At 39.7% G+C, this 20,993-nt stretch carries 15 protein-coding genes; 12 read left to right on the plus strand and 3 right to left on the minus strand.

The window, feature by feature from the left end:
• Positions 1 to 75: 75 nt before the first annotated feature.
• The 6 genes from MS6x_RS08955 to MS6x_RS08980 all read left to right on the plus strand — a co-directional run bounded on the left by MS6x_RS08955 (position 76) and on the right by MS6x_RS08980 (position 8,107).
• The gene (locus MS6x_RS08955; RefSeq protein ID WP_482606936.1) at positions 76 to 633 is read left to right on the plus strand and encodes an RNA polymerase sigma factor; all 558 of its coding nucleotides are present in this window, start codon (positions 76 to 78) and stop codon (positions 631 to 633) included.
• A gap of 11 nt (positions 634 to 644) precedes the next feature.
• Positions 645 to 1,061: a hypothetical protein gene (locus MS6x_RS08960; protein WP_482606937.1), complete on the plus strand. Its 417-nt coding sequence runs from the start codon at positions 645 to 647 to the stop codon at positions 1,059 to 1,061.
• Positions 1,062 to 1,247: 186 nt separating this feature from the next.
• Positions 1,248 to 1,853, plus strand: coding sequence for a TetR/AcrR family transcriptional regulator (locus MS6x_RS08965; protein WP_482606938.1), 606 nt, complete (start codon positions 1,248 to 1,250; stop codon positions 1,851 to 1,853).
• Positions 1,854 to 1,862: 9 nt separating this feature from the next.
• On the plus strand, positions 1,863 to 3,221 hold the full coding sequence (locus MS6x_RS08970; protein ID WP_482606939.1) for a TolC family protein: 1,359 nt from the start codon (positions 1,863 to 1,865) through the stop codon (positions 3,219 to 3,221).
• Positions 3,222 to 3,246: 25 nt separating this feature from the next.
• Positions 3,247 to 4,434: an efflux RND transporter periplasmic adaptor subunit gene (locus MS6x_RS08975; protein WP_482606940.1), complete on the plus strand. Its 1,188-nt coding sequence runs from the start codon at positions 3,247 to 3,249 to the stop codon at positions 4,432 to 4,434.
• Between the two features lie 169 nt (positions 4,435 to 4,603).
• Complete coding sequence (locus tag MS6x_RS08980; protein ID WP_482606941.1) at positions 4,604 to 8,107, plus strand: efflux RND transporter permease subunit; 3,504 nt, start codon at positions 4,604 to 4,606, stop codon at positions 8,105 to 8,107.
• 395 nt (positions 8,108 to 8,502) lie between these two features.
• Here the strand turns inward: MS6x_RS08980 and MS6x_RS08985 are convergent, their stop codons facing one another.
• From MS6x_RS08985 to MS6x_RS08995, 3 genes are all read right to left on the minus strand, one after another.
• Positions 8,503 to 9,834, minus strand: coding sequence for a RagB/SusD family nutrient uptake outer membrane protein (locus MS6x_RS08985; protein WP_482606942.1), 1,332 nt, complete (start codon positions 9,832 to 9,834; stop codon positions 8,503 to 8,505).
• 11 nt (positions 9,835 to 9,845) lie between these two features.
• Complete coding sequence (locus tag MS6x_RS08990) at positions 9,846 to 12,791, minus strand: SusC/RagA family TonB-linked outer membrane protein (RefSeq protein WP_482606943.1); 2,946 nt, start codon at positions 12,789 to 12,791, stop codon at positions 9,846 to 9,848.
• Positions 12,792 to 13,163: 372 nt separating this feature from the next.
• Positions 13,164 to 13,511 carry a toxin-antitoxin system YwqK family antitoxin gene (locus MS6x_RS08995; RefSeq protein ID WP_482606944.1) on the minus strand — a complete coding sequence of 116 codons (348 nt, stop codon included), beginning with the start codon at positions 13,509 to 13,511 and terminating at the stop codon, positions 13,164 to 13,166.
• Positions 13,512 to 13,766: 255 nt separating this feature from the next.
• Between MS6x_RS08995 and aspS the strand changes: the two genes are divergently transcribed.
• The 6 genes from aspS (at position 13,767) to MS6x_RS09025 (ending at position 20,604) form a co-directional block, all read left to right on the plus strand.
• On the plus strand, positions 13,767 to 15,515 hold the full coding sequence (gene aspS / locus MS6x_RS09000) for an aspartate--tRNA ligase (protein WP_482606945.1): 1,749 nt from the start codon (positions 13,767 to 13,769) through the stop codon (positions 15,513 to 15,515).
• 69 nt (positions 15,516 to 15,584) lie between these two features.
• The gene (locus MS6x_RS09005; protein WP_482606946.1) at positions 15,585 to 16,691 is read left to right on the plus strand and encodes a fibronectin type III domain-containing protein; all 1,107 of its coding nucleotides are present in this window, start codon (positions 15,585 to 15,587) and stop codon (positions 16,689 to 16,691) included.
• Between the two features lie 43 nt (positions 16,692 to 16,734).
• Positions 16,735 to 17,388 (plus strand): NAD(P)H-binding protein, encoded by a 654-nt coding sequence (locus MS6x_RS09010; RefSeq protein ID WP_482606947.1) that lies wholly within the window; start codon positions 16,735 to 16,737, stop codon positions 17,386 to 17,388.
• Between the two features lie 36 nt (positions 17,389 to 17,424).
• Entirely contained in the window at positions 17,425 to 17,973 is a 549-nt protein-coding gene (locus MS6x_RS09015) for a hypothetical protein (RefSeq protein WP_482606948.1), read from the plus strand.
• Positions 17,945 to 18,757: a tetratricopeptide repeat protein gene (locus MS6x_RS09020; protein ID WP_482606949.1), complete on the plus strand. Its 813-nt coding sequence runs from the start codon at positions 17,945 to 17,947 to the stop codon at positions 18,755 to 18,757. The genes MS6x_RS09015 and MS6x_RS09020 overlap by 29 nt, the downstream gene beginning before the upstream one ends.
• Before the next feature lie 59 nt (positions 18,758 to 18,816).
• Complete coding sequence (locus MS6x_RS09025; RefSeq protein ID WP_482606950.1) at positions 18,817 to 20,604, plus strand: chloride channel protein; 1,788 nt, start codon at positions 18,817 to 18,819, stop codon at positions 20,602 to 20,604.
• The last annotated feature ends 389 nt before the right edge of the window (positions 20,605 to 20,993 follow it).

Genomic DNA, 20,993 nt, shown 5'->3' on the forward strand with positions numbered 1-20,993 from the left:
GCTGGTATAACCGTCTACCATATGGCTAAAAAAGTTAATTTATTGCAATAGATTATAAAATCATCGTCTTTAGTATTGAAGACAAACCAACAATCCCTAGCGGTGACCGAGCAACAAGGAAATAATCTCAGCCATTTTTTTAAACAAGAATACCAGGCTTTAAAGGGATACGTGCGCTCAAAAATTGAACATACCTCAGAGAGCGATGCAGAGGATATTATTCAAGACGTTGCCCTTAGGATCTTCTCGAGGCCTCCGGAATCGTTGCCCATTGCCAATATTGGTGGTTTTGTGTACCGGTCGATAAAAAATAAAATTATAGATACGATGCGGGCTAAAAAAGAACGGATTAATGATGCCGATGAGCTGGAAAAACTTTGGACAGAGTTCGCATCTATTTTTTATGAGTCGGATATAAATACGTATTCAACACAAGTAAAAAATAAGCTAAAAAATGCCATTATAGGCTTAAAACCCGTTTATCGTGATATTGTACTGGCCGTTGATTTTGAAGGTTATACGTACCGCGAAATATCTGAGGAAACCGGAATTTCTGCCGGCACCTTAATGTCTAGAAGACACAGGGCTATTGCAATATTATCAAAACAAATTGAAATTAATAAGGAACTATAAAATGTACAATTATGGATGACAAGGAAAATAGTAGAAAACAAGTCGAAAACAAAACTGCTGAATATGTGGCCAAAGGATTTAAAATATTCTTTTTTATCCTGCTGGGCATAGGCATCGCCTTTCTGGTAGGATATATTGTAATGCGTTTATGGAATTGGTTAATGCCAGAACTTTTTGGTTTGCCCTTGGTAAGTTATTGGCAAGCAGTAGGAGTACTCGTTCTTGCCAAAATTATTTTTGGTTTTGGCGGCGGCAACGGTCCCAGCAAAAACAAAAAATCTAACAAAACACCAAGAATGAGTAGCTGTAACCCGTTACGCAGCGATTTTTCCGAATGGAAACACTATGATCAATTTTGGAAAGAAGAAGGAGCGCAGGCATACTCTAATTATGTAGAGCGACGTAATAACCAGAGTGGCGAGCTATAACGCAGATTCCAGCTATAATGGTACTAATCGTAATGGTACCTTTTATGGTTTACAACGTTTTGCGAAAAATGAACGATATGATATTCGTCATAGGAAATACAAAACCTAATACTTTGTTAAATCGATAAAAAACTATGGAAACTTTTATTGTTTTCAACGTTTCCTATTGTACATTTGCCTCCCAATATGAAAGAGAACATTCTACATAAAGCCACCGAATTATTTTTGGAACAAGGTTTCAAGAGTGTGACTATGGACGATCTGGCCAATGAGATGGGTATTTCCAAGAAAACCATCTATTCCCACTTTAAGAATAAGACACAATTAGTAGAAGAGACGACGTCGACTCTATTTTGCACTATTTCTGAAGGCATAGCACATATTTGCGCATTGGGTCAAAATCCAATAGCAGAGCTTTATGAGATTAAAAAATTTGCCATGCTGCATCTAAAGGATGAAAAGTCTTCCCCCCAGTATCAACTCCAAAAATACTATCCTAAGATTCATAAGTCTATGCGCTTTAAACAGTTCGATTTAATGCAAGAATGTGTACTGGCCAATGTAAAAAAAGGTGTGCAGTTAGGTATTTACAGAGAGAACTTGAATATAGATTTCGTATCAAGGATTTATTTTTCGGGAGTTGTAAGTATTAAGGATCATACCATTTTTCCAATAGCTAAATTTCCGACGGCCCAACTAATGGATTCCTTCTTAGAATACCATCTTAGGGGCATTGTAACCCCATCCGGTAGAAAAATTTTAAATAACATCATCAACTCAAACCAAGAATAAATGCAATCAATGAAATTTTTGCTATTGGTAATTCTTATAGGTGCTTGGTCTTTTGGCCAAGAACAAACGTATACGTTTACCCTAGACGAAGCCATCGCCTTTGCCCTAGAGAACAACTACGGTGCCATCAACGCTGATAGAGATGTACTGGATGCCCAAAAACAAAAATGGGAAACCATAGCTACGGGCCTTCCACAGATAACAGGAGCTATTAGTTATCAAAACCAACTGATACAACCCGTTAGTCAGTTTCCTTCCATATTATTACCTCCGGAATTTTTACCTCCTGGAACCGTTCAAGGGCCTGATACCTTCGTGCCAATTGTGTTTGGACCGCCCCAATCAGCAAACGCTACGGCTACCTTAAGACAACAGATTTTTGATGGTTCTTACATTGTAGGTGTACAGGCTACAAAAGCATTTCTAAGTTACAGCGCCAACAATAAAGAGAAAACCCAATTGGAAGTTCGCAAAGCGGTTACGGAAGCCTATGGAAATGTGCTACTGGCAGTAGAGAGCGTTCAAATATTGGAGAAAAACATTGAAAATCTTGAAAAGAACCTTTTTGAAACTACCAAGATTTTTGAAAATGGTCTTGGAGACGAAGAAAGTGTGGAACAGTTACAAATTACCTTATCATCGGTACAGAACCAACTAAAAAATTCTATTCGATTAAAAGAAATTACCCAACAAATGTTGAATCTGGTAATGGGAATCGCTATTGACGCCCCTACCCAACTGACCGAAGACTTGGACGCATTGACTCAAAAACAAATCGATTTCACTTTGTTGGAGAGTGATTTTAAATTGGAGAACAATGTTGATTTTAAACTGGCATTGAACCAAAATGAACAACGTTATTTTGAATGGAAATTGGCCAGAAGTAGAGCCTTGCCAACATTAAACGCATTTGTAAACTACGGTGCAAATTCATTTGGAGATAGCTTTACTTTTCTGGATAACGGTCAGGATTGGTTTGAGCAATCCATCGTAGGGGTAGATCTTAGTATTCCCATATTCAGTTCAGGAAAAAGAAGTGCGAGTACGGCCCGTGCAAAAATAGCGTTGGAAAAAGCTAAAACCCAATTGACCGAAGCCGAGGAGCAGATACGATTACAATTGGAAAGCTCTAGAAGCAATTATACACTCGCCATTGAACAATACGGAACCGCGAAGGATAATCTTAACCTTGCAGAACGTATCGAAAATAAAAATCAAATCAAATATGCCGAAGGCCTTGCCAGTAGTTTTGAACTTAGACAGGCACAAACGCAGCTTTACGATGCCCAGCAAGGGTACCTGCAAAGCATGGTAGAGGTCATTAATAAGAAAACAGCATTACAAACCATACTAAATAACGAACTATAACATGGCAACCCTAAAACTATTTACATTGAAAAATACGAGTTACATATTCATCCTTACGTTGCTATTATCTTCTTGTGGAGACCAGACAGGCCAATCCGTAAGCGAATTAGTTGCTACAGGAAACCTAGAATCCCTTAGGGCAAAGAAAACTGAGATTGGGGAAAAACAGCGAGAATTTGAAAAGAATATAAAATTATTGGATTCTGCCATTGCTGCAAAATCCGGAGAGGAACGACTACCCTTGGTAACTACTATTAAGGTACAGGCAAAAAGATTCGAACATTTTCTAGAATTGCAGGGCGATGTGGCCACCAAACAAAATGTGCTTATATACCCAGAAATGCCGGGAACGCTTCAGCGTGTTTATGTGAGAGAGGGACAACAGGTAAGTAAAGGACAAATCTTAGCCAAAATTGATGATGGAGGTATGAGCAGTCAAGTATCCCAATTAAAGACACAAGCAGAACTGGCGAAAACTACGTACGAACGTCAGAAAAGATTATGGGAACAGAAAATTGGCTCGGAAATACAGTTTCTCCAAGCTAAATCTAGCTATGAAGCAACCGAAAATGCAGTGAATCAAGCACAGAGCCAACTTGGAAAATCTACCATAAGAGCGCCTTTTTCAGGGATTATAGATGATGTCATCAAAGATCAAGGCACTGTAGTAAGTCCTGGTCCTGGATCAGAGATTTTTAGAATTGTTAATCTTTCTGACATGTACATCACTGTAGATGTGCCTGAAAGCCATTTAAAGGGCATACAAAAAGGAAAAGCGGCCATAGTATATTTTCCTGTATTGGGAGACACCATTATATCCGAGGTTCGCCAAACCGGTAATTTCATTAACCCGGGCAATAGAGCGTTCTCCGTTGAAATAGCCGTACCCAATAAAAAAGGAAATATTAAACCTAATCTTACGGCAAGAGTAAACCTTAACGATTATACCAGTGAGAATGCCATCACCATCCCACAAAGTATAATTTCAGAAAACGCTGATGGAGAGCAGTATGTTTATGTTGCCACGACTATTAAAGGGGAAAACAAAGCGGTAGTAAAAAGAAATATCATAGTAACCGGAAAAACACAGGGAAGCATGGTTGAGATTTTATCAGGTGTCTCGGACGGCGATCAGTTGGTAAAAGAAGGTGCTAGGAGTGTAAAAGATGGTCAGAATGTTCAAATATTAAGCAATGAACTAACTACCAACTAAATCGATAAGCCTCTTCAAGAAACTAAGTTTTGGCCCGGTGATAACTTCACGAAGTTGGTTTCATACTTTACCCTGAAGAGGTTTGCCATAAGACGAGAATATCGTTTAAAAAAGAATAAGTGACGGGTATAAGACCCAACAACCACGAACAAAAACTACGAACTAAAAAATGAGCAAGCAAAAGAAAAACGCAGATAAAGAATTTGGATTATCCTCTTGGTCTATTGATAACCCATCGGTTATTTACGTGATGATCGCCATCTTTTTATGGATAGGATACCAGGGCTACCAAGCTATGCCTCGTGAAGATTTTCCGGAAATCGTAGAGACCAAAGTCTACATTAGTACGCCGTATCCCGGCAACACGGCAGAAGACGTGGAGCGCCTGCTAACAGACCCGCTAGAAGAGCGGTTAAAGAACGTAAGTAATGTGGTTGAAATTACTTCTACTTCCCAAGAGGACTACTCCATTATTACTGTGGAATTTGATGAAGAAATCTCGGTCGAATCGGCAAAATTAAAGGTAAAGGACGAAGTTGATGGGGAAAAAGCAAGTGAAGATTGGCCCACCTTTAACAACGCCAAAGTAGAACCTAATATTTTTGATCTAAACCTTTCCGAATCCTTTCCTATTATCAACGTAAACTTCACAGGAGATTATCCTGTAGAAAAGCTAAAGGAGTTCGCGGAATATATGCAGGACGAAATAGAAGATTTACCGCAAATAAAGGAGGTTAGCATCCGTGGAGCCCAAGAAAAAGAGGTAGAAGTTGCGGTAGATGTCTATAAAATGATGGCAGCCAAGGTGAGCTTTCAAGATGTTCTGGGCGCTATTAGCAATGGAAATATGACCATGTCCGCCGGGAATATTGAATCTGGAGGACAACGACGCACCATTCGTATTATCGGCGAAATCGAAGACCCTAAACAATTGAACGATTTTGTCGTGAAATCTGAACAAGGCGCCATTTACTTGAAAGACATTGCGAACATTACTTTCAGCGAAAAAGAAAAGACGACGTACGCACGTGAATTTGGCCAGAACGTAGTGATGTTGGATATTAAAAAACGTTCGGGGAAGAACATGATTGAAGCTGCCAACAACGTGCGCGAACTAGTGAAGGAGGCACAGGAGAATTACTATCCGGCCGATCTAAATATCACCATTGCCAACGACTCATCAGGGCGCACCCTTAACCAAGTAGATGACCTGGTAAACAATATTATTTTCGGTATTCTATTGGTTGTAACTGTATTAATGTTCTTTTTAGGTTTTAGAAATGCGCTTTTCGTAGGCTTTGCCATCCCAATGTCCATGTTCATGTCCTTTATGATCTTGAATTTATTGGGATATACGCTGAACACTATGATCTTGTTCGGGATGATTATGGGGCTAGGAATGTTGGTAGACAACGGTATTGTGGTAGTGGAGAACGTGTATCGTTTAATGAGTGAGGGGATGTCCCGCACGGAAGCGGCCAAAAAAGGTATTGGAGAGATTGCGTTTCCTATCATTATTTCTACCATAACCACGGTAGCGGCCTTCGTTCCACTTGGGCTATGGCCTGGAATATTTGGGCAGTTTATGAAATATTTCCCCATTACCTTGTCGGTGGTTTTAGGGTCGTCGCTTTTTGTGGCTATTTTTATGAACTCCATGTTGGTGTCTAAATTTATGGAAATAGGGGAAAAAGAACTGACCAAAAAACAATTGATCCGGTTGAGTATTATCCTTGGAGGTTTTGGCACAGTTATCCTAATATTTGGAGGTCCCTTACGTGGCTTGGGTACCGTAATGATTTTAACTGCACTGCTCTTCTGGGTATATAAATATGCGATTAAAAAATTAGCGGTAAGCTTTCAAAATAATGCTATGGTACGTTTTGAAAATTGGTATGAAAGACGCTTAAAACATGCGCTTAGAGGTGGGAACGTGTACTGGTATTTTGGAATTACATTTACCATGTTACTAGTTGTATTTGTACTCTTTGGTATGTCTGTTACTAGCGGTAGGACCAAAATAGAGTTCTTCCCAGATAACAAACCCAACGAAATATATGCATACATAGAGTACCCACAAGGAACGTCTATTGAAAAAACGAATACCTTAACAAAAGCAATAGAAGAACGTGTATATGCAGTAGCGAATCAAGATAAATATACCCGAGGAGAATACAATTACCTTGTAGAATCCGCGGTTTCCCAAGTAGGCGAAGGTGCAGGTAACCCAATGACAGACGGTGGATCCTCGGCAGAAATGCCACACCGAGGCAAAGTAACCTTGTCCATGCGGGAATACAAATACCGTAACGGGCTGGATACCGAAAATCTTAGGGCAGAAATCCAAAAGGAACTGACGGGTATTTATCCCGGAGTGGCCATATCCATTGAAAAAGAAGCTGCAGGACCACCAGCGGGGTATCCTATTAATATTGAATTAGAGGGAAAGGATTACTCAGAACTCATAAACACCGCTGAGGATATTAAAAACTTCATCAACACCAAGAATATTGCGGGTATTGAGGAATTAAAAATTGACGTAAACAAGGGCAAACCTTCTATGCAAGTAGTTGTAGATAGGGAAAAAGCGGGCGAACTAGGTATTTCGGTTGCTCAGGTAGGTCAACAATTACGTAGATCTGTATTCGGGGAAAAAGCAGGTGTATACAAAATAGATGGTGAGGATTACGATATTAATATTCGATTCAACGAGGACATCCGCTATGACAAAAGTGCGCTGTTCAATCAAAATATCATTTTCCGAGACCCCGCTAACGGACAGATAAAGGAAATCCCAATTTCTGCTGTGGCTTCTCAACAAAATTCATCCGGATTTAGCGCCATTAAACATAAGGATGCGAAAAGGGTGGTGACGGTATACTCTCAGTTAAAACCAGGATTTAGCGACGCAGGTGCCATTGTTGCCGAAATCCAAAAGGAAATGGAAAATTTCAAAAAGCTTCCAGCGGATATTAAACTGGATTTTACCGGACAGATAGAGGAGCAGAACAAGCAAATGCAATTCTTGGTAGGTGCCTTTTTCTCTGGGCTTGGATTAATTTTCTTGATTTTAATCTTTCAATTTGGAGGCATTTCCAAACCTTTCATCATTATGATTGCCATCTTCCTAAGCTTTATTGGTGTGTTTGGTGGATTGATGCTCACAGGCTGGTCCTTTGTTATTATGATGACCATGATGGGGATTATTTCCCTTGCCGGTATTGTAGTGAATAACGGCGTAGTGCTATTGGATTATACCCAGATTCTAATAGATCGTAAAAAAGTAGATTTGAATTTGGACGATAAAGACTTGGTCTCTATGGAACAAGTAACGGAAATCATTACCAGAGGAGGAAAGGCCAGATTACGACCCGTAATACTTACGGCCATCACAACGGTACTAGGATTAATTCCGTTAGCGATAGGGCTGAATATAGATTTCTTTTCCCTGTTTACGGAGTTTGACCCAAAAATTTATATTGGTGGTGATAATGTTATTTTCTGGGGACCCTTGGCCTGGACCGTAATCTTTGGCTTAATAGTCGCAACGTTCTTAACCTTGATTATTGTACCCGTCCTTTTTAACATAACATACCGTATTAAAACAGCAATAAAAGGAGGTAGCAAGAAAACGGAAACTAATAAGGAGGAATCCCTGGAAACAGCAGCTTAAGTATACCTATAATCAAAAAGGTTATCTAAAAAAGACCCTTGCAACGTGGAAAGCAATAGTTCCGAGTTGCAAGGGTCTTTTTTGTTAATAAGATAACAACAGAAGTTACCTATAGAATACGAATGGTTATCCTAGAACAAAGTTCCCCACCACGTTGGTAAGCAGTATACTTGGGCATGTACTTTTACGTATTATCCTAAAGAACGAACGTTGTATATCAGAAAACCTTGAACCAATTTCATCAATACACGTAAACCCAGTTCTAAAATCAGGGTAATAGGTTAAACCAAAATGGAGTCAAGGGCTTAGAACGTTTAAAGTTCCGAGCAACTCGACTCCATTTTTTATTACTAATGGCCATTATCAATATACAACCATTATTTTACAATCATACCCTACTCGTTTTCCGATAAAGGAATAGGAAGTTGATTAAATATCTGATCACCAGTCCTATCAATAGGTAAGGTGTTTGACAAACCATATCTTCTTAAATCGAAAAAACGATGATTCTCTGCCCATAGGGAATACCGGCGTTGGTTCAACATTTCCGTGGTCAACGCTTCAGCTGTTACAGGTCCGCTATAAGCAGGTAACGCAGCAGAAGTACGTATGACATTAAGTGCCGTCTCTGCCTCCCCTAAGTCGTCTGCCAAAATGTTTGCTTCGGCATACACCAATATCAACTCTTCATTTCTAATGATATCAATATCCGATACGTTAGTGGCATACAAGGTCGTTTCGTGTGTACCATTGAGGTCATCCTGGCTACTTGGATCTGGTCGTACGGCAGATTTGGCGGCTACCCTAGCATCACCAGCTTCTGCTTCTGTAATCCAGCTATTATGAACAATAATCTGATCTCCGTTATTTGGTAAATCGGGAGTTGAAGCTACCCTAAATAATGGATTGGCCTGATCACCGGCTCCTAATCCAAAGATATGTTTAGGCCCTACATCCAAGTCTCCGGCAAGGTCAAAGTAAGAGGCGTTCAATGCCGCTAATGACCCTGCGCTATCGCCATCATACAGAGCCGCTACAGCAGCTACCGCACGGTTAAATTGCGCAAACGTACTTGGCGTGTCAAATCCTTCAAAACCTCTGCTAAGGGAAAATGCAAAGGTGGCACCAGCGTTACCTAAATCTGTATTCGCCTCATCCAGCAAAGCTCTAATAGCATCCATAGCTGGGTCAAACTCTACTATTGGCCCTAAATTATCTGGATCAAGAACATCTATCCGCGCCCTTCCATGCGCTTTCAACAACTGCACTAGACGATAAGCTTTTACAGTTTTTGCAAAACCTAAATAGCCATTGCGTTCGGCATCGTTTACCAATTCTGTATTCCCAACGGCGTCGATTAATAGATTTACGTTCTTAATGTTCCGATAACTAGCATTCCATAATCCAGTAACATAAAACCCATTAGGGTCCAATGGTATTCCGTTCTTCCCAAGAACATCACCGGTATTTCTTGGATCTGCGTTAAAAACGTAGAGTTCGCGCGCCATGGATCCCATTTGGGTACTTGCACCACCCAAACCGTTTCTCAAGGTAGATTCAATGGCCGTAACCAATTCATTTAATTGTCCCTTAGACGCTCCTTCACCAACCCCATCTATACTAGGACCGTTAGGGTCCACAACAGGCTCTATTGAGCAAGAGATAGCCAATACCGCACATAACAATGTAAAGGCCGACCGTGTTATTATTTTAATACTATTTCTCATCATCAATTTTTTTAAAAGTTAACATTTAAGTGAAAGTACACCTGACGTGAACTTGGAAAAGGAGTTACCTCGATACCTGTTGATAGACCACTACTGCCGTTTACGGATACTTCAGGGTCATAACTCGTATAATCGGTAACCAAAAACAAATTTCTTCCTGAAAAGCCTAGTTTTACTGCTTCGACCGTATCACCAAAAATAGAGGCAATAGTGGCTGATGGTAATCTATAGTAAATTGCTGCCTCTCGTAATCTTAAATAACCGGCCGGCTCTAAGAAACGTTGTCCGTTTGCAGGTATAGACAACCGAGCCTGTCCGTCAGCCGTTTCCAAATCTGGTGTAACCCCACCTAGATCGGTTAAGAACTTGGAAAGGTTTAAGTTATCGCCTCCGACTTTCATCTGAAAAATAAAGGAAAGATCAAATTGCTTAAACAAGGTAATGTTGTTGTTCCATCCCATTTGATAATCAGGTTCTGCAACACCAATCTGTGTAGGTTCCGTAACCCCATCGCCATCTAAATCTAGATTGGTGGCAAATTGATTTACCGGTTTCCCTTCTTGGATAAAAATAGTCCCTAATCCCAATCCAAAACCTGCCCCTGGTTGCGGGAAGGCTGGCACTTCTAAACGAGTAATCTCTGATCGGTTTCTAAACCAGTTTAATCCTGTGTTCCATTTAAAGTTTTCGTTATCAACCACATCGGCACGCAAAGCAAGTTCCACCCCTTTATTAACCAAGTCACCAAGGTTTGTTGTCTCCGAGGTAAATCCGGATGATGCTGGTAACGCTCTCGTAAGGATAAGATCGTTTACGGCTTTGTTGTAATAGGTAGCTTCAAAAGCTACTCTGTTGTCAAAAAGGCCTAAGTCAAAACCGATTTCAAATTCTGCGGAGGTCTCTGGTTCTACATCTGGATCGCCTTTAGACCCTAAAACCGATTGCCCAATTGCACCACCGATATTGCTAGCTCCTAAACTCGTAAAGGTTGCCCCAAAATTTGCAGGGCTTCCAGTCTCACCATAGGCGGTTCTAAATTTCAACTGGCTTATTGCTTCTACGTTCCAAAAATCAAGATTAGCAACGTTTACAGCTAAAGAAGCTTTTGGAAAACCATAAAACTTATTTGGGTCACCATTTCTACTGGATTTATCCAAACGATACCCTATAGTAGCGATAAACTGATCTTTATAATTTGCTTCTACTTGACCAAAATACCCGAAATCCTCTTCGCTACTTAAAAATTGATCAATTTCTTGATTCACCGAGTTATCTACGTTGGTTTGCCCAGCTGCCAATAAAGCACCACGGCTATTTACCAAATTAGACTCTTGTGATAAATAGGTAATACCAGCTTGGGTAGTCAAACCTAAATCACCGCCCATAGCATCATGGTTCCAAAGCATGATGGCCTGGCCATTAAACTGTGTAAAGTTATTTTTTCCCTGTGCGATAAAGCCACCTTGGTTTCCTATCTGCGCCTGATGTGTTTCAGGAACATATACATACGTCTCGTTGGCCAAATAATCCAAACCGCCACTTAAAACTAATTTCACGCGGTTCCGTTCGGTTGTTAATATTTTTGTATTTAAAGTTAATCCCTGTACGACACGATTATTACTATCCTCATTTAAGGCATTGTCTCGAACAAAAATTGGATTTCCGGAATAGTTGGGGTTGTTGGGATAATTTCCATTCTCGTCCGGGAATTGGTTGTTCCATGGTCTTGTAAATGCCAAAGTGTAACCATAACTAAGTCCCCCCTCGTTTTCATTACCCGTAAAACTTCTGCTTGAATTACTTCGCGTAAAGTTAGTACTTGATGTAAAATCAAAGACATCGGAAATCTTATGTTCTATATTGGCACGCAAGGTCAAACGGTCGAATCCGGTATTTTTAATAATACCTTCTTCGTCCCTAAAACCACCACCAACATAAAATCTAGTTTTTTCATTACCACCAGTAGCATTTAATCTAGTGTCCGTGATAAAACCGGTTTCTCCATAAATAATATCCTCATAATCGTAGAGACTACCACGTTCAGCTATCGTTGCTTCATACTTGGCGCGTTCTGCTGCATTAAAGGTACTTTCAACAGAATCTGCGGTCCATGGACGCATACCCAAAGGATTGGCGAGCGTATTTGTACCTACGTCCTGGCTAAAGCTAATCTTGGTCTTACCTGCCTGGCCACGCTTGGTCGTAATTAAAATAACACCTGCTCCACCTCGTTGCCCATAAATTGCAGCTGCGGAAGAACCTTTTAGTATCTCGATATTCTGAATGTCGTTGGGATCTAAATCCGCTAACCTGTTTCCAGAGTTTTCTTCATTACCACGGTTTGCACCAGAGGCAAATCGAAGACCTGACGGAATCTCAACATTGTTATAATACACGCCATCAACAATAATCAAAGGTTGGTTGTTACCATTAATAGAAGAAATACCTCTAAGACGCAAGGCGAAGCCTCCACCCGGAGCACCGGAAGAGGAAGTAATATTAAGACCGGGAACTTTTCCGTAAAGGGCACCATCTACGGTGGTTTGACCTGTTGTACCCACCAATTCCTCTGCGGATACCGTAGCCACGGCATTGGCCAAATTTTCTCTTTTTACAGAAGAGGCCAATCCAGTAACCACAACCTCATCCAAGCCCGTTACGGACTCTGCCAAGGTCATGTTCAATGTAGACGCTCCCGTAACCCTAACTTCCTTGGTAGCGTAACCAATGGAAGAAAACACTAATGTAGCCGGAAAGTTGTCTACCGTTATGGTATAATTACCATCAAAATCTGAAATTGTTCCATTTGCGGTTCCTTTCACCACAATACTTGCCCCAGGTACAGGGACGTTGGTTTCATCAGAGACAACACCCTGTATTGTTCCTTGCGCCATCATCGTTAAAGGCAACAAAAACAAGACAAGCGCCATCGCTTGTTTGCATAAAGCTTTTCTCATGTTCATATAGATTTGAATTAGTCAATAAAAAACCAAGTTAAAGAAAGATTTATGGAAAACATTACTATTTTTTATGTTTTTTTTAAGATAGTACGGATAACCTAAAACCCACTTTTAGATGATACACACATTAGCAGCGTACCAAACAAAAACCTATGGTAATATGAAATGCATCATAAAATAGAAATACTACCTAAATGTAAGAATAGTATTAGTGGTTTTACTGAAGAACGAAAAAATGCAAACGCCAAGCTTTACATTGTAGGTAAGTAAAGATAAAATCCAAAATTGCAGATAGTTTGCGATAAATTATACAGCATAAAAAAACCCGCACTTTTTAAGTACGGGCCGTATGTTTAAAGATATGTTGATTTAGTTCTTCACCACGGGAGAAACCTTTTTCGCCTCCGTAACAGCGGCAATTCGGTTATCACTAAAACTTACTTCTTTCACTATATCACCTTCCCAGAACATCCAGGTACCTGTTTTTGCGCCCTTAGTGTAATTTCCCATAGCGATTTTATCACCTTCCTCGTTGAACATGTGCCATTGGCCTTCTAGCTTTTCGTTCATAAAATAGCCTTGTTGGGATATTTCACCATTGGCATGAAAATAAGTCGCTTTTACTTTATCGCCTTCCTTCTCGAACTTAGGTTCTACATCTTGCGCCATGGCTCCGAACGTAAAGGCCATAACCAAAATCATCATCAATTTTTTCATCACTACTAATTTAAATTCTTAACTCGTGCTTTACATTAACGTTACAAATATAGAATTATTTCAATATAAATCAATCTTTAGATAACATTTTATTTACATTAAATTTACATTAATCTTCCTAATCATTTAAAATCAGGCAATTATATTTCCTGTTTGGCTCCTATCCTATCCTTATCCGTTCTTATAAAAGCAGTTCTACATGAGTGGTTAATCCGTAAGACTTCTTAAATTTGCCCCTTAGTTAAAGAAGTCATCATGTATAGAAGTCATTCCTGCGGAGAACTAAGAGCATCACATATAACAATAGCAGTTACCTTATCCGGATGGGTATCCAAAACACGGGATAAAGGTTTTGTGGTATGGGTAGATCTTCGTGATCGCTATGGCATCACCCAATTGGTTTTTGATGCGGATAGAACCTCCCCGGAGTTATTAGAGAAAGCAAGAAGCCTTGGTCGGGAATTCGTAATCCAAGTGAAAGGACAAGTAATTGAACGTGCCTCTAAAAATCCGAACATCCCAACGGGAAATATAGAAGTACTCGTAGAAGAGCTAGTAGTTTTGAACACCTCCAAAACTCCCCCTTTTACCATAGAAAATGAAACCGATGGAGGCGATGATCTCCGCATGAAATATCGATATCTGGATATTCGTAGAAATCCAGTGAAGGAGAATCTCATCTTTAGAAGCAAAGTTGCAATGGAGGTACGCAAGTACCTTTCCGAACAGGAATTTATTGAGGTAGAAACGCCCTATTTAATAAAATCTACACCAGAAGGAGCCCGCGATTTTGTGGTTCCTAGTCGAATGAACGAAGGCCAATTTTACGCCTTACCCCAATCGCCACAGACCTTTAAACAATTGCTTATGGTAGGCGGATTGGACAAGTATTTTCAAATTGTAAAGTGTTTTAGAGACGAAGACCTACGTGCGGATAGGCAACCGGAATTTACTCAGATAGACTGTGAAATGGCATTTGTGGAGCAAGAAGACATTCTTAATGCTTTTGAAGGGCTTACCAAACATCTTTTGAAAACCATTAAAGGAATTGAAGTAGACAATTTCCCAAGAATGACCTATGACGAAGCCATGGCCAAATACGGTAACGACAAACCGGACATTCGCTTTGGAATGGAATTCGGGGAATTAAATGCAGTAGCACAACACAAGGAATTTAATGTGTTCAATACTGCCGAATTAGTTGTAGGTATCGCTGTACCTGGTGCCAACACCTATACGCGCAAGGAAATTGACAAACTAATCGATTGGGTAAGGCGACCACAAATAGGAGCCTTAGGAATGGTGTATTGCAGGTATAACGAAGACGGAAGCTTTAAATCTTCGGTAGATAAATTCTACGACCAAGAAGATTTGGCCAAATGGGCAGAAGCTACTGGAGCTAAACCCGGCGATTTAATTTGCATATTATCCGGGGACGCAAATAAAGTGAGAGCGCAATTGAGCGCCCTACGTATGGAATTAGCGACGAGATTAGGGTTACGGAAAAATACAGAATTTGCTCCGTTATGGGTTATAGACTTCCCATTATTGGAATTGGACGAAGAAACGGGCCATTATCATGCTATGCACCACCCGTTTACATCACCCAAACCTGGGCAGTTGGGATTGTTGGATACCGACCCGGCAGCGGTACGGGCAAATGCCTATGATTTGGTATTGAACGGAAACGAAATAGGTGGAGGCTCTATACGTATACACGATAAAGAAACACAGGCTACCATGTTCAAACATTTAGGTTTTACCCCAGAAGAGGCAAAGGCACAATTTGGTTTTCTAATGGATGCCTTCCAGTACGGATCACCACCACATGGCGGAATTGCTTTTGGCTTAGATAGATTGGTTGCTATTTTAGGCGGAAAAGAAACCATACGTGATTTTATAGCTTTTCCTAAAAACAATAGCGGTCGTGATGTGATGATAGATGCCCCTGCCCCAATTGATGCTGCGCAATTAAAAGAGCTTAATCTTAAACTAGACCTTTAATGTTTAGGTTGGTATTCTTTTTTAAGCTGCCTTGAATACGATTTAATCGTCTAATAATGTTAGTACCCTATGAAAAGATTACTGATTATCGTTGTTACCGTGCTTTTCATTTCTTGTAACAAAAATGAGGCGGAACCTGCTACACCTGAAATAAGAATAGAAAATCAGGGTTTTCTTTATACCATTAATGATGTCACAGACAATTCCATTACAATTCGTGTTACTCAAAACGGAGTTCGTGGTACCGGTGGAGTGTTAAAAACTGAGATATGGTTTAAAAAACCTAACGAATCCCAATGGACCCAACAAGAAATAAATCTTCCGCTCAATGTTGGTGTTGTAGAACATGTAATTGACGGATTAGAGCCAGCAACAAAGTATACAGTAAAACCTGTATTTAGTATAAATGAAATTTCTGATGAAGGTGCCCAACAAACCGCAACAACACTCCCGAATTTTAAATATACGATCAAAAAATGGGGATTAGAACGCTATTTAATAACTCCTTTAGATGAAACCGTCGATTTATCTGCATTGGAAATCCTACCCGCTTTTTATGCAAAATACCAAAACGACAGTATTCCTATGGCATTCGAAACAGTGTCAAATGACTCTTTAATTTTAAAAATTGAAGAAAGTACTTTACCCTTCTTCGAAGACAATGAATCCTACGTTGAAAAAATAGAAGCCGTCGTAAGCTATCAAATTAATGATTTTTACAGTGATACTATCCAATTAGATTTATTTAACAGAAAGCCTAGGTTAGACTCCCTTTATTACCAAACTGTTTTGGAATGTGATGGCTTAGATTATACTAAGCTTGTTTTTGAGGGACTATTTTGGACTGGGTCCATAGAACTTGATGAAAATTTTGAGAATACTCCAAGCGACTACCGTATCTCAATTAAAAATCTTGAAAACCCTTCTATTTCAACTCCAATCCTCACTTTTGATAGTTTAATTGAGCAAGCAGTCAATACATCCTGTGAAACAGGTTTTGATGTAGTTATAGATATACCAATAGAAAATATTTTCCATAAGGGTCGAATACTATGGGTCTCATTGCCAAAAGACTTACTCCCAGAAGGCGATTATCAATTACAATTTAGCGTCATTAAATACAATCAAATATATACCGCTGAACCACTTGATTTTGTATTATCTTATAACAATTAAAGAAATGTATACAGGAAAGGCCAAATTTTCTACCTAATAATTAATGAATCTACTTTTACTGGGTGCCACAGGAAGAACGGGAAAGCATGTTTTGGAACAGGCGTTGAAAAAAGGGTATCACGTTTCGTGCTTGATCCGAAAACCAGAGCGACTAATGCCTCAACAGTATTTGTCCATTTTTGAAGGCGACCCTAGAAATCCAATTGATTTACAAAAAGCGATAAAAGGCTGTCAAGCCATCATAAGCGTTCTGAATATATCACGAACATCGGATTTTCCGTGGTCTAGCCTCCGAACTCCGAAAACTTTTTTGTCGGATACCATGTCTGCCGTTGTGGAGGTCGCTGCTGAACATATGATAGAACAAATTATCCTCTGCTCGGCATGGGGCGTAGGCGAAACACAAAAAGATATTCCTTTTTGGTTCCGGTGGACCGTTGATTACAGCAATATAAAATATGCCTATCTGGACCATAAACGTCAAGAGGAAGTTCTAAAGCAATCCGGTCTTAACTACACCATTGTAAGACCTGTTGGACTGACCAATTTCAACAAGAAGCTTAGCGTAAGAGAAAGTGAGAACAACGTGCCAACACCCAATTTGTTGATATCAAGAAAGGCAGTGGCAAGTTTTATGGTAAAGTGCTTAACCCGTAGCGAAAAGCAATGCAAGACGGTGGTAATCTCGAACGGTTAATACATTAAATCAGAAATTTACCTATTTTTAAAGAAGATGAAAAAGTGGGTAAAAGTAGTGCTATTTAGTCTTTTGGGGCTTGCGTTATTAGTGGGAGTTGTCATCGGCTACTTTTATTTAAAATTTGAGAACGATTTTGACACTACGAACAAACCCTATAAAAAGTATGTAGGGTTTATAGACCAAGACAAAGCCTTGTTAAACGATAAGTATGAACTTTGTGACGACGGAAGGCTATACCACACCTATAGTAGCGCTAGCCTAAAAGCCTATTCTGGAACCAAAAAGCAATTTAGAGCGGCGTTAGCACAGGTATACTCAGGTGATTCCTATTCAGATTCCGGTTATTTGAACTTTCGTTTTTTGGTGAATTGTGACGGAAATGCAGGTTGGTTCGAAACTATAGAAATGAATTTGAATTTAGAAGAATCTTCCTTAAACCCTCAAATGGTAGATTCCTTGTTTACCTTCACGGCAGACCCAAAAAACTGGAATCCTTTAGAATTTAGCGATGGCCCAAGTAATTATTATATGTATGTCTCATACCGAATAGAAAATGGAAAAGTGGTTGAAATTATTCCCTAGCCTTCTTGTTTTTATTCTTTTAGCCAACTGCAGCAAAGAAATAGACAAAAGGAAATTAGCTGAACAAACCTATAAAAATGCTATATTTTATACGCAGGGTTCTACTGCATTTCAAAACGGTATTGCAGAAGCAGTAATGATTGACCCAAGTTATGAACCTGGTGTTTATGAACTTTCGGTTGCAGATTTAAAACGAGGCCTACCCCATAAATGGTTACCACAATACAACAAAGCAGTAGTATTAGACCCAAAGCAGCGCATTCCTTGGCGCGGCTACCTCTACCTCTGGTTCTACCGAGATTATGAAAAAGCCATCGCAGACTTCAACGCATCCGATACCTTAACACCCTATTTGGATTACCCTCAAGGCCACAGCGTAGATTTCTGGCGCGGCATTGCCTATTTAGGCTTAAAAGATTACGAAAATTCCATCGTTTTTTGGGATAAGCACATCACTAAAGAAACAGAAGATTCGGGAGAGGACTGGGTAGAATTGGAGGCTTTTTTATACCGTGGTATCGCATATTACGAAGCTGGCAATAACAAGAAGGCCGTAGAAAATTTTGATAAGGCTATTCAGTATTTCAAACACACCGCAGACAGTAAATTTTACAAAGCAAAAATTTTGAATGAACAAGTCGATACATCCGAAGCTTTACGTTTGGTTGACGATGCAATTGCAGACTTTAATGACGGGTATTATAATAATAGAGGGTATGTAGAGACCTTACGGCAGATTTATATGGAAGATTTGACCGATCTTAGAGATTCCCTTACGAATTAGCAAGGTAAAGTAATAGGTCATAGCTATTTTTTATACTTTTAATCTAGCAAAAACGGTTCATGCCTACCCAACAACAAAAACTCTTCACCAAATTCATAAAATGGCGGTATAAGAATATCTCCAACAAGACCTTTACGCACATCATGGCGGTGGTCGTGGGTTTACTTGCCGGGCTGGCCGCAGTTACCTTAAAGAACCTTACCTATTTTATAGAATCGTTTTTAGAGGATGGTATTATTATATCGGGAAATCAACTCTATTTTATACTTCCCATCATAGGGTTAACGCTTGTATATCTCTACGTGAAATTTGTTCATAGGGAAAGACTGGAACACGCTATTTCATCTATTCTGTTCGCCCTATCCAAAAAGAAAGGGATAATCAACTTGAAAAAAATATACACCCCTTTGATTACGGCGCCATTAACGGTAGGTTTTGGTGGTTCCGTAGGGCTTTTAGGACCTGCGGTGGCATCCGGTTCTGCTATAAGTTCCAACTTAGGTAAACTCGTTCACATCAACGCCAAAACGCGAAACCTATTGATTGCCTGTGCCTCTGCTGGTGCTATTTCCTCTATTTTTCAAGCTCCTATTGCGGCCATTATTTTTGCGGTAGAAGTTTTTAGTATGGATTTTACCATGCTTTCCATGTTACCCTTGTTATTGGCATCTATATCCGGTGTTCTTACGTCTTACTTTTTCCTTGGAAACGAAGTACTTTTCAACTTTTCCCTATCCGATAATTTTGAGGTCAACGACACCCTGTTCTACATCATTTTAGGGATAGGAACGGCAATAGCATCGGTCTATTTTACCAAAATGTATTTTGGGATTTTAAAATTGTTCGAACCGCTGAAAAGTCCGAAATACCGACTTTTAGTGGGTGGTCTGGCGATTGGCATCATGTTATATTTTATTCCCCCACTCTACGGAGAAGGATTTGGTTTTATTAATAATTTGCTCAAAGGAGATCATATTGCAGCCTTAGGCCGTACTCCTTTTGATGCACATATGAATAATATTTGGGTGGTTATAGCATTGCTTTTTGGCCTTACCATTTTTAAGGCGGTGGCCATGACCACCACCTTTGCCGCTGGTGGTGCTGGTGGTATATTCATCCCCACCATGGTGATGGGAAGTGCCCTAGGAAATGTAGTAGCTAAAGTGATTAATAATTTGGGCTTTGGATTTGAAGTATCTGAAAGTAATTTTACACTTATAGGTATGGCCGGCCTTATTGCGGGAGTGCTACACGCCCCATTAACCGCCATATTTCTTATCGCAGAAATTACAGGTGGCTATGAACTTTTTGTACCCTTGATGATCACGGCATCCATATCCTACCTCATCACCAAGAACATTTTGGACCATACCATATATACACGGGAATTGGCTGAACAGGGAGCCTTACTTACACACGATAAAGATAAAAACGTATTGACCGTAATGCAATTAGACGATGTGATAGAACAAGATTTTAAATGCATTACTCCGGAGATGACATTGGGCAAAATGCTACATGAGTCCGTATCCAAATCTACACGAAACCTATACCCAGTGGTGAACCAAGAAAATGTTTTGGTGGGTATTGTGCTATTAGATGATATCCGAGAGTTTATGTTCGATACCGCATTATATGACACTACTACAGTAGCAACCTTTATGCATCAACCACCAGATGTTATTTTCTATGGGGAAGATAGCATGGAAAAGGTCATGGCAAAATTCCAAAAAAGTGGTGCTTGGAATCTACCTGTCATCAAAAAAGGGGGGTATCTAGGCTTTGTCTCTAAATCTAAATTGCTTACGGCCTACCGTAGGGAACTAATCAACTTTACAGGAAATTGATTGTTACAATCCCCTAATATTTTTCCACGGTACTTTTTCAAACAGATAGCTCCATTAAGAATGTGAACTGCACATTACTTTATAATCAAAACTGAACTTTGTCCAATCCTACTAATTTTGTAACTTTAATATGTTGATTTTTAAATCCTTACTTAAAACCTTATGAACTATTATCTATTATTTACGATACTCATAATGGTTGCAGTTTTTGTTTTGTTGCCCTTTGTAGATAAGTGGACGAAATCTAAAAAGCGCAGGGGCGGTAGAAATCCTAGAAGAGGAAGGCGTAGATGATTCATATTATTACGTCAAATCATTTGTCCTATATGCCAGTAAAATTATTGGCACCTATTTTATGATAGGAATTTGGAAGGCATGAAAACTCAAGC

Source organism: Maribacter sp. MS6, from assembly GCF_056839185.1.

What these genes read in the sequence shown, in the direction of transcription:
- MS6x_RS09015 (WP_482606948.1), top strand. Translation starts at nt 17,425, where the DNA reads ATGAAAAAGTGGGTAAAAGTAGTGCTATTTAGTCTTTTGGGGCTTGCG.
- aspS (WP_482606945.1), top strand. Translation starts at nt 13,767, where the DNA reads ATGTATAGAAGTCATTCCTGCGGAGAACTAAGAGCATCACATATAACA.
- MS6x_RS08980 (WP_482606941.1), top strand. Translation starts at nt 4,604, where the DNA reads ATGAGCAAGCAAAAGAAAAACGCAGATAAAGAATTTGGATTATCCTCT.
- MS6x_RS09025 (WP_482606950.1), top strand. Translation starts at nt 18,817, where the DNA reads ATGCCTACCCAACAACAAAAACTCTTCACCAAATTCATAAAATGGCGG.
- MS6x_RS08965 (WP_482606938.1), top strand. Translation starts at nt 1,248, where the DNA reads ATGAAAGAGAACATTCTACATAAAGCCACCGAATTATTTTTGGAACAA.
- MS6x_RS08990 (WP_482606943.1), bottom strand. Translation starts at nt 12,791, where the DNA reads ATGAGAAAAGCTTTATGCAAACAAGCGATGGCGCTTGTCTTGTTTTTG.
- MS6x_RS08995 (WP_482606944.1), bottom strand. Translation starts at nt 13,511, where the DNA reads ATGAAAAAATTGATGATGATTTTGGTTATGGCCTTTACGTTCGGAGCC.
- MS6x_RS08960 (WP_482606937.1), top strand. Translation starts at nt 645, where the DNA reads ATGGATGACAAGGAAAATAGTAGAAAACAAGTCGAAAACAAAACTGCT.
- MS6x_RS09005 (WP_482606946.1), top strand. Translation starts at nt 15,585, where the DNA reads ATGAAAAGATTACTGATTATCGTTGTTACCGTGCTTTTCATTTCTTGT.
- MS6x_RS08970 (WP_482606939.1), top strand. Translation starts at nt 1,863, where the DNA reads ATGAAATTTTTGCTATTGGTAATTCTTATAGGTGCTTGGTCTTTTGGC.
- MS6x_RS09010 (WP_482606947.1), top strand. Translation starts at nt 16,735, where the DNA reads ATGAATCTACTTTTACTGGGTGCCACAGGAAGAACGGGAAAGCATGTT.
- MS6x_RS09020 (WP_482606949.1), top strand. Translation starts at nt 17,945, where the DNA reads ATGGAAAAGTGGTTGAAATTATTCCCTAGCCTTCTTGTTTTTATTCTT.
- MS6x_RS08985 (WP_482606942.1), bottom strand. Translation starts at nt 9,834, where the DNA reads ATGAGAAATAGTATTAAAATAATAACACGGTCGGCCTTTACATTGTTA.